Below are 7359 nucleotides of genomic sequence, written 5' to 3' on the forward strand. Positions count from 1 at the left end.
TCTTGCCCAGCGGGCTTTTCTAACCCCCAAAAAAAGCCCCCGCCGCTTTCTACTTTCTGGTCGGGGGGGGCGCCGGGGCGCCCCCCCCCCCGCGACCGTCGGTCAGCCGGACGTCACGGTGACCGTCAGTGCCCGCTCCACCGGGGCGTGGCCGGCGGAGCGCACCGCGACCGTGCCGGTGTACGTGCCCGGCACGGCGAACGTACGGCGGGAGACGACGGTGAACGCGCTGTTGATCTGCATGGCCGGGATGCTCGCCTCGCGGGTGGCGGTGGGCGTCAGCGACTCCACCCGCCCGTCACTCCAGGTCACCGTGGCCGTCAGATCGGTGGAGGCAGCGCCGGGTGCGGTGATCGTCCAGGTCGCGCCGGCGGGGGCGCCGACCGCCACGGTGGCCGGCCGGCCGATCACCTGGCGGCGCCACGCGACGTCGGCGGTGGGGAAGAAGTTGACGCCCTCGACCGTCAGCCGGCCACCCGCCACCGACAGGCGCGTGGTGAAGTCGGTGTAGTCGCGCTGGGCCTGCGGGGTCCAGCCGACCTCGGCGGTGGCGATGAGGCGGGGGAAGCTGTAGTACTGCGCCTGGCCGACGCGGCGGATGAATTCGCCCCAGAGCGCCGACTCGACGCCGAGCACGCTGCCGGCGGCGATGTTCGGGATGAAGGTGCCGGGGTCCCAGTTGTAGTGCCGGTCGAGGCCGCACGGTCCGCCGCAGGCCCAGGTGCCGCCGAGCGGCTGGCGGGAGTCCTGCTTCTGCGGGACGTAGGTGTGCGCGGCGGGGGAGAGGATCACCTTGGCCGCCCGGTTGGTCACGGCGTTGGCCACGGCGGTGCGGTCACCGTTCCAGTACTGCACCACGGCGTTGCCCTGGGGCAGGGCCGTCCCGGCGTACTCGTTCCAGCCGGCGACGGTCTTGCCGAGCGAGGCGACCGTGGCGGTGAAGGAGTTGACCATGGTGGTGTAGTCGGCGTGGCTGGTGACGTGGGCCTCGTCGCCGCCGATGTGCAGGTACGGGCCCGGGGTCATGGCCGCGATCTGGGTCAGGACCTGCCGGACGAACTCGTAGGTCACCGGGCTCGCCGCGTCCAGTGAGGAGTAGCCCACGGCGCCGGTGCCGTTGGACGGCACCGTCGGCTGACCGGCGGCGGGCTGCGGCCGGGCGCCGGCGGTGTTGAGTGGCGCGATGGCGTGCAGTGCCGCGTTGGTGTGCCCGGGCATGTCGATCTCGGGGACCACCGTCATGCCGTGCAGCCCGGCGTAGCGCACGATCTCGGCGTAGTCCGCCTTGGTGTAGAACCCGGTGACCCCCAGCTCGGTGCCCATCAGCTGGCCCTCGGCGTTGTAGGTCATCGCGGTGCGGCCGCTGACCTCGGTGAGCAGCCGGTAGTTGATCGCCGAGGGGTTGGTGGCCGGGTTGTCGACGGCGATGCGCCAGCCCTGGTCGTCGGTCAGGTGCAGGTGCAGGCGGTTGATCTTGTACTGGGCGGCGGCCTCGATGTACGCCTTGATCTCGCTCATCGGGTAGAAGCTGCGGGCGACGTCGAGCATCATGCCGCGGTACGCGAAGCGCGGGTAGTCGGTGATGGTCACCGTCGGCACCTGCCAGGCCGCGCCGACGACGGTGTCCGACTCCACCCACTGGGGGAGCAGCTGTCGCAGGGTCTGCACGCCGTGCAGCGCTCCCGCCGCGGTGTCGGCACTGATCTGGACTCTCGTGGTGGTGACCGTGAGCCGGTATCCCTCGGCGGCCTGGCCGGCGGGTCCCTTACCGGCACCGACCTCGATGACGATGGGCGCGGCGGCGCTGCTCTGGGTGACGACCGGCAGCGGGTAGCCGGTCGACGGGCGCAGGATGCCGGCCAGATAGGCCGCCGGTGCGCTCGCCGGGGCTCCGACCGCGACGATCGGGGTGTCGCGGCCGAGGGTGTACGGCGGGGCGCCGGTCTCGGTCACCGACACCGGTTTCGGCAGCAGGCCCAGTGACGGGGCGGGTGCGGCCACCGGACGGTCCCAGATCTCGAACTCGGAGATCGAGTAACCGTAGGTCGCCCACCGCTGACGTCCCTGCATCCGGACGTGGGTGACCGGCTGAGCGGACTTGACGTCGATGACGTCGGTGCGGGGGCAGGTGTCGCGCTGCACCCGGGCGACGTCGGTCCAGGTGGTGCCGTTCGCCGAGGTCTGCAGGACGAAGTCGCGGGCGCACGCGTTGGGCCAGCTGATCGTGACGTGGTCGACGGTGGCGGCGGTCGCCAGCCGAACCTGGATCCAGTTGTCGTCCTGGTGCTTCGACGACCAGCGCGTGGTGCGGTTGCCGTCGGTGACGTGGGCGGCGGCGAAGTCGGCGCGGTCGAGCTCGACGCTCGACGCGGTGGCCGTCCCGGTGCGGGCCAGGTTGACCGGCGCTGCCGCGGCTGCGGGGGTGGCGCCCGTGAGCGGGGCGAGCAGCGTCGCGGCGAGCACGACGGCGAGATGGGTGGCGATGAGTCGGCGTCTGCTGAGGGGCATGGGACTCCTTCGTCCTGCGCCGGGACCGCCGGGCGGCGGGGGCGGGGTATGCGGAGTCTGGCCCGCCGAACCGAATTACGTCAATGGGGTGTACGTAAATGGCGGGACGGAGCCGTTGACGGCTACGCGGTAAACCTTAGAATCATGACATCAGACGTCTTATGAACCCGTCACCTCGGCTGTTTTAGTCCGACGGGTTGACAAGATTCATGATCGCGCTCAGGATTCGTGGCACCTCGACCCCGCTCAACCGGCCCCGGAGGCCCACCGTGCCGATAGACGTCCGTCCGCCGCCGCAGCGCGCGCCGCAGACCGCCCGCGCCGCCTCACCGCCCCGCCGCTTCCTGCCGCTACCGGTGTGGAACGCGCTCGCCGTCGTCCTCGGCCTCGCCGCCTGGACCGGCCTCGCCGCCGCCGGGGTCTCCGGCCTGCCCGGCCCCGGCGACGTCGCCACCCGCGCCGGCGAGCTGGCCATGGACGGCACCCTGCTCGACGACGCGCTCGCCAGCCTGCGGCGCGTGTTCATCGGCTTCGCGCTGGGCACGGCGCTCGCCGTCCCGGTCGGCTTCCTGATGGGCTGGTACCGGATCGCGCGCGGCCTGATCGAGCCCTACGTGCAGTTCTTCCGCACCATCCCGCCGCTGGCGGTCATCCCGCTGGCGATCCTGCTGATGGGCATCGGCGAGACCCCGAAGGTCTTCGTCATCTTCCTGGCCGCGTTCCTGTCCTGCGTGGTGTCGACCTATCAGGGCGTGGTGAGCGTCGACCGGACCACGATCAACGCGGCCCGGGTGCTCGGCGCCGGCGACGCCGTGGTGTTCCGCCGCGTCGTCGTCCCGGCCTCCACCCCGTTCATCCTGGTCGGCATGCGCGTCGGGCTGGGCGCGGCCTGGGCCACCCTGGTCGCCGCCGAGCTGATCGCCGCCCAGGAGGGCCTCGGCTACCGGATGCAGCAGGCGCAGATCTACTACGACCTGCCCAGCATCTTCGTCGGGCTGATCACCATCGGCGCGCTCGGCCTGATCATGGACCGGCTCCTGCTCGCCGCCGAGAAACGCCTCACCGGATGGCAGGAACGCCGATGACCGAGAAGATCTCCTTCCGCGCCACCAGCCGCACCTTCGACGTCGGCGGCAAACCCTTCCAGGCCCTGCAGAGCGTCGACCTGGACATCGCCGACCGGGAGTTCGTGACCGTGGTCGGCCCGTCCGGATGCGGCAAGTCGACGCTGATGAACATCGCGGCCGGCCTGATCGACCCCACCGGCGGTGACGTGCTGGTCGACAACCGCCCGGTGCGCGGGCCCAGCCCCGAGCGCGGCGTCATCTTCCAGCAGTACGCGCTGTTCCCCTGGCTGAGCGTGCGCGACAACGTCGAGTTCGGCCTGCGGATCGCCAAGGTCGGCCGGGCCGAGCGGCGCCGGCGCGCGCAGCACTTCATCGACCTGGTCGGCCTCACCGACTTCGCCGACGTGCTGCCCCGGATGCTGTCCGGCGGCATGCGGCAGCGCTGCGCGATCGCCCGGGCGTACGCCGTCGACCCGCAGGTGCTGCTGATGGACGAGCCGTTCGGCGCACTCGACGCCCTCACCCGGGTGCAGATGCAGGACCAGCTGCTGGCCACCTGGAGTTCCGAGCGGCGCACCGTCATGTTCATCACCCACGACGTCGACGAGGCCGTCTACCTCGCCAACCGGGTGGTCGTCATGGCCGCCCGGCCGGGCCGGGTGCAGGAGGTCATCGACGTCGACCTGCCCTACCCGCGGACCGAAGCCGTCCGCCTCTCGCCCGAGTTCACCCGGATCCGCAACCGGGTCTGGCGCGCCGTCTACCACCAGCCCGTACCGGAAGGTTCCTCGCGATGAGCCCACTGTCCCGCCGTTCCGTGCTCGCCGGCCTCGCCGGCATCGGCGCCGCCGCCACCCTCGCCGCCTGCGGTGACGACGAGCAGCCCGCGTCCGGCGCCGTCGAGAAGGTCAACCTCGGCTACATCGCCGACTTCACCGGCGCCAGCCTGATGGCCATCGCCGAGGACCGGAAGCTCTGGGCCAAGCACGGGCTCCAGGCCGAGCTCAAAGTCTTCACCAACGGGCCGCTGCAGGTGCAGGCACTCGGCGCCGGCGACCTCGACTTCGGCTACATCGGGCCCGGCGCGATGTGGCTGCCCGCCTCCGGCAAGGCCAAGGTCATCGCGATCAACTCGCTCGGGTTCGCCGACCGGGTCATCGCCCAGCCCGGCATCACCTCCGTCCAGGCGCTCAAGGGCAAGAAGGTCGGCGTCCCGGAGGGCACCTCCGGCGACATGATCCTGCGCCTGGCGCTGCAGGGCGCCGGGCTCACCGTGGACGACGTCCAGAAGGTCGCCATGGACGCCAGCACCGTGGTCACCGCGTTCGGCTCGGGGCAGATCGACGCCGCCGGCATCTGGTACCCGCTCATCGACACCATCAAGAAGCGGGTGCCCGGCCTGGTGGAGCTGGCCAAGAACGACGACTTCTACCCGGGCGTCAGCTTCCCCTCCGCCTACGTCGGGCGCAACGAGGTGGTCTCCGGCAAACCGGAACTGGTGCGCAAGGTCCTCGCGGTGCTGCGCGAAGCCAACGACGTCCGCGCCCTCGGCGTCTCGCCGACGGTGGAGCTGACCGCGCGGTTCCTCAAGTCCGCGCCGGTCGAGCAACTGCGCGCCGAGGCCTACAACGCCCGGTTCCTGCCGTCCGCCGAGCTCGCCGCCAAATCCACCGACGGCACCGTCGCCGACTGGCTGACCGGCCTCAACGAGCTGTTCCAGCAGCTCGGCAAGCTGCCGGAGGTGGTCGACCCGGCCACCTACTACGACGCCGCCGCGTACGCGGCCTGAGACCCGCGGCCCATCCGAGGAAAGAGACACAGTGCGGCCCAACATCGTCTTCATCATGGCCGACGACCACGCCGCGCACGCGGTAGGCGCCTACGGCAGCAAGATCAACGAGACCCCGCACATCGACCGCATCGCGGCCGGCGGGGCCCTGCTGGACAACTGCTTCTGCACCAACTCGCTGTGCGCGCCCAGCCGGGCGACCATCCTCACCGGCACCTACAACCACGTCAACGGCGTGCAGACCCTCTCGACCGAGTTCGACAACCGTCAGCTCGTCTTCCCCGAGCTGCTGCGCCGCGCCGGCTACCAGACCGCGCTGGTCGGCAAGTGGCACCTCGGGCACGGGCCCGCGCACGACCCCCGCGGCTTCGACTACTGGGAGGTCGTGCCGGGCCAGGGCCGCTACCGGGACCCGGTCTTCATCGGCATGGACGGCACCGAGCGGGTCCGTCCCGGCTACTGCACGAACATCATCACCGACCTGGCCGTCGACTGGCTCGACGGCCGGGACCCGGACCGGCCGTTCTGCCTGCTGGTGCACCACAAGGCGCCGCACCGCAACTGGGAACCCGACGACAAGCACCGCGACATGTACCTCGACGACGTCGCCGTGCCGGCCACCTTCGACGACGACCACGCCGGCCACGCCGCGGCCGCCCGCGCCGCGCGGATGCGGGTGGACCGGGACCTGACCGCCGACGACGTCAAAGAGCTGCTGCCGCCCAACCTCGACCCCGACGAGGCGGCGCTGTGGACCTACCAGCGCTACATCAAGGACTACCTGCGCTGCGTGGCGAGCGTCGACGACAACGTCGGCCGGCTGCTGGACTACCTCGACGAGCACGGACTGACCGACGACACCATCGTGGTCTACACCTCCGACCAGGGCTTCTTCCTCGGCGACCACGGCTGGTACGACAAGCGGTTCATGTACGAGGAATCGCTGCGGATGCCGTTCCTCATCCGCTACCCCGCGGAGATCCCGGCCGGGCTGAGTACCAATGCCCTCGCCATGAACGTCGACTTCGCGCAGACCTTCCTCGACTACGCCGGCGTACCGGCCGATCCCCGCATGCAGGGCCGCTCGCTGCGGCCGCTGCTGAGCGGCGAGCCGGTCGGCGACTGGCGGCAGTCGGTGTACTACCGCTACTGGGAACACGACGACGACGAACACCACGTGTGGGCGCACTACGGGGTGCGTACCCATGAGCACAAGCTGGTCTTCTACTACGCCGACGGGCTCGGCCTGCCCGGGACCTCCGCCACGGCGCAACAGCCGGAGTGGGAGCTGTTCGATCTGCGGGCCGACCCGTGGGAGATGCACAGCGTCTACGACGACCCGGCCTACGCGCCGGTGCGGGCGGCGCTGACCGACGAGCTCGCCCGGGTGCAGAAGGAGTGCGGTGACGTCCCGTGGACACCATGACGACCGTCGGTGGCCGCGCCGGGTCTACCGGGTAGGCGCCGAACCGGATCCACGGTTCACCCTCGCCAACGAGCGCACGTTCCTCGCGTGGCTGCGTACCTCTCTGGGCCTGATGGTGGCGGCCGCGGCGGTCAAGGCGTTCGGTTCCGAGGGCTCGCAATGGGCGGCGGGGCTGCTGGCCGTGCTGGCGGTCGTGGTGGCTGCCGAGGCGTTCCCGCGCTGGATCCGCAACGAGCGGGCGCTGCGGTTGCGGGCGCCGTTGCCGTCCACCCCCGTCGCGGTGGTCTCGGCGCTGGCCACGGTCCTGGCCGGCGCCGCGATCACCGTCCTGGTGCTGATGTGATGGCTGATCACGGCGCGCAGGCGGAACGCACCCTGCTCGCGTGGTTGCGCACCACGCTCGCCACGGCTGCCGTGCTGGCGACCGTGGGCCGCGAGCTGGTGTTCACCACCCGTTCGTGGGAGGTCTGGTGCTGGCCTGCGCGCCGGTCACCGTGGTCATGGCGGTTCTCGCCCGCCGCCGCTACCGCGCCGTGCCGCGGGCCCCGCACCCGGGGGCGCCGGGCCGC

At 71.3% G+C, this 7359-nt stretch carries 7 protein-coding genes; 6 read left to right on the top strand and 1 reads right to left on the bottom strand.

Going from position 1 to position 7359, the window contains the following annotated elements; all coding sequences use genetic code 11:
- Positions 1–102: 102 nt before the first annotated feature.
- Positions 103–2508: a family 20 glycosylhydrolase gene (locus AB0F81_RS47760; RefSeq protein ID WP_360210481.1), complete on the bottom strand. Its 2406-nt coding sequence runs from the start codon at positions 2506–2508 to the stop codon at positions 103–105.
- Positions 2509–2777: 269 nt separating this feature from the next.
- Between AB0F81_RS47760 and AB0F81_RS47765 the strand changes: the two genes are divergently transcribed.
- From AB0F81_RS47765 to AB0F81_RS47790, 6 genes are all read left to right on the top strand, one after another.
- Complete coding sequence (locus tag AB0F81_RS47765; RefSeq protein ID WP_360210483.1) at positions 2778–3593, top strand: ABC transporter permease; 816 nt, start codon at positions 2778–2780, stop codon at positions 3591–3593.
- On the top strand, positions 3590–4372 hold the full coding sequence (locus AB0F81_RS47770) for an ABC transporter ATP-binding protein (protein ID WP_360210485.1): 783 nt from the start codon (positions 3590–3592) through the stop codon (positions 4370–4372). Before AB0F81_RS47765 ends, AB0F81_RS47770 begins: the two co-directional genes overlap by 4 nt.
- On the top strand, positions 4369–5364 hold the full coding sequence (locus tag AB0F81_RS47775) for an aliphatic sulfonate ABC transporter substrate-binding protein (protein WP_360210487.1): 996 nt from the start codon (positions 4369–4371) through the stop codon (positions 5362–5364). Before AB0F81_RS47770 ends, AB0F81_RS47775 begins: the two co-directional genes overlap by 4 nt.
- Positions 5365–5395: 31 nt before the next feature.
- Positions 5396–6790 carry a sulfatase gene (locus tag AB0F81_RS47780; RefSeq protein ID WP_360210489.1) on the top strand — a complete coding sequence of 465 codons (1395 nt, stop codon included), beginning with the start codon at positions 5396–5398 and terminating at the stop codon, positions 6788–6790.
- Positions 6768–7133 (top strand): DUF202 domain-containing protein, encoded by a 366-nt coding sequence (locus AB0F81_RS47785; protein ID WP_360210491.1) that lies wholly within the window; start codon positions 6768–6770, stop codon positions 7131–7133. Before AB0F81_RS47780 ends, AB0F81_RS47785 begins: the two co-directional genes overlap by 23 nt.
- Positions 7133–7359, top strand: a 227-nt coding sequence (locus AB0F81_RS47790) for a DUF202 domain-containing protein (RefSeq protein WP_360210493.1), incomplete at its 3' end; no start/stop codon positions are given. The genes AB0F81_RS47785 and AB0F81_RS47790, both read left to right, overlap by 1 nt.

Origin of the sequence: Actinoplanes sp. NPDC024001 (assembly GCF_040638955.1) — a bacterium.
GTDB lineage: Bacteria > Actinomycetota > Actinomycetes > Mycobacteriales > Micromonosporaceae > Actinoplanes.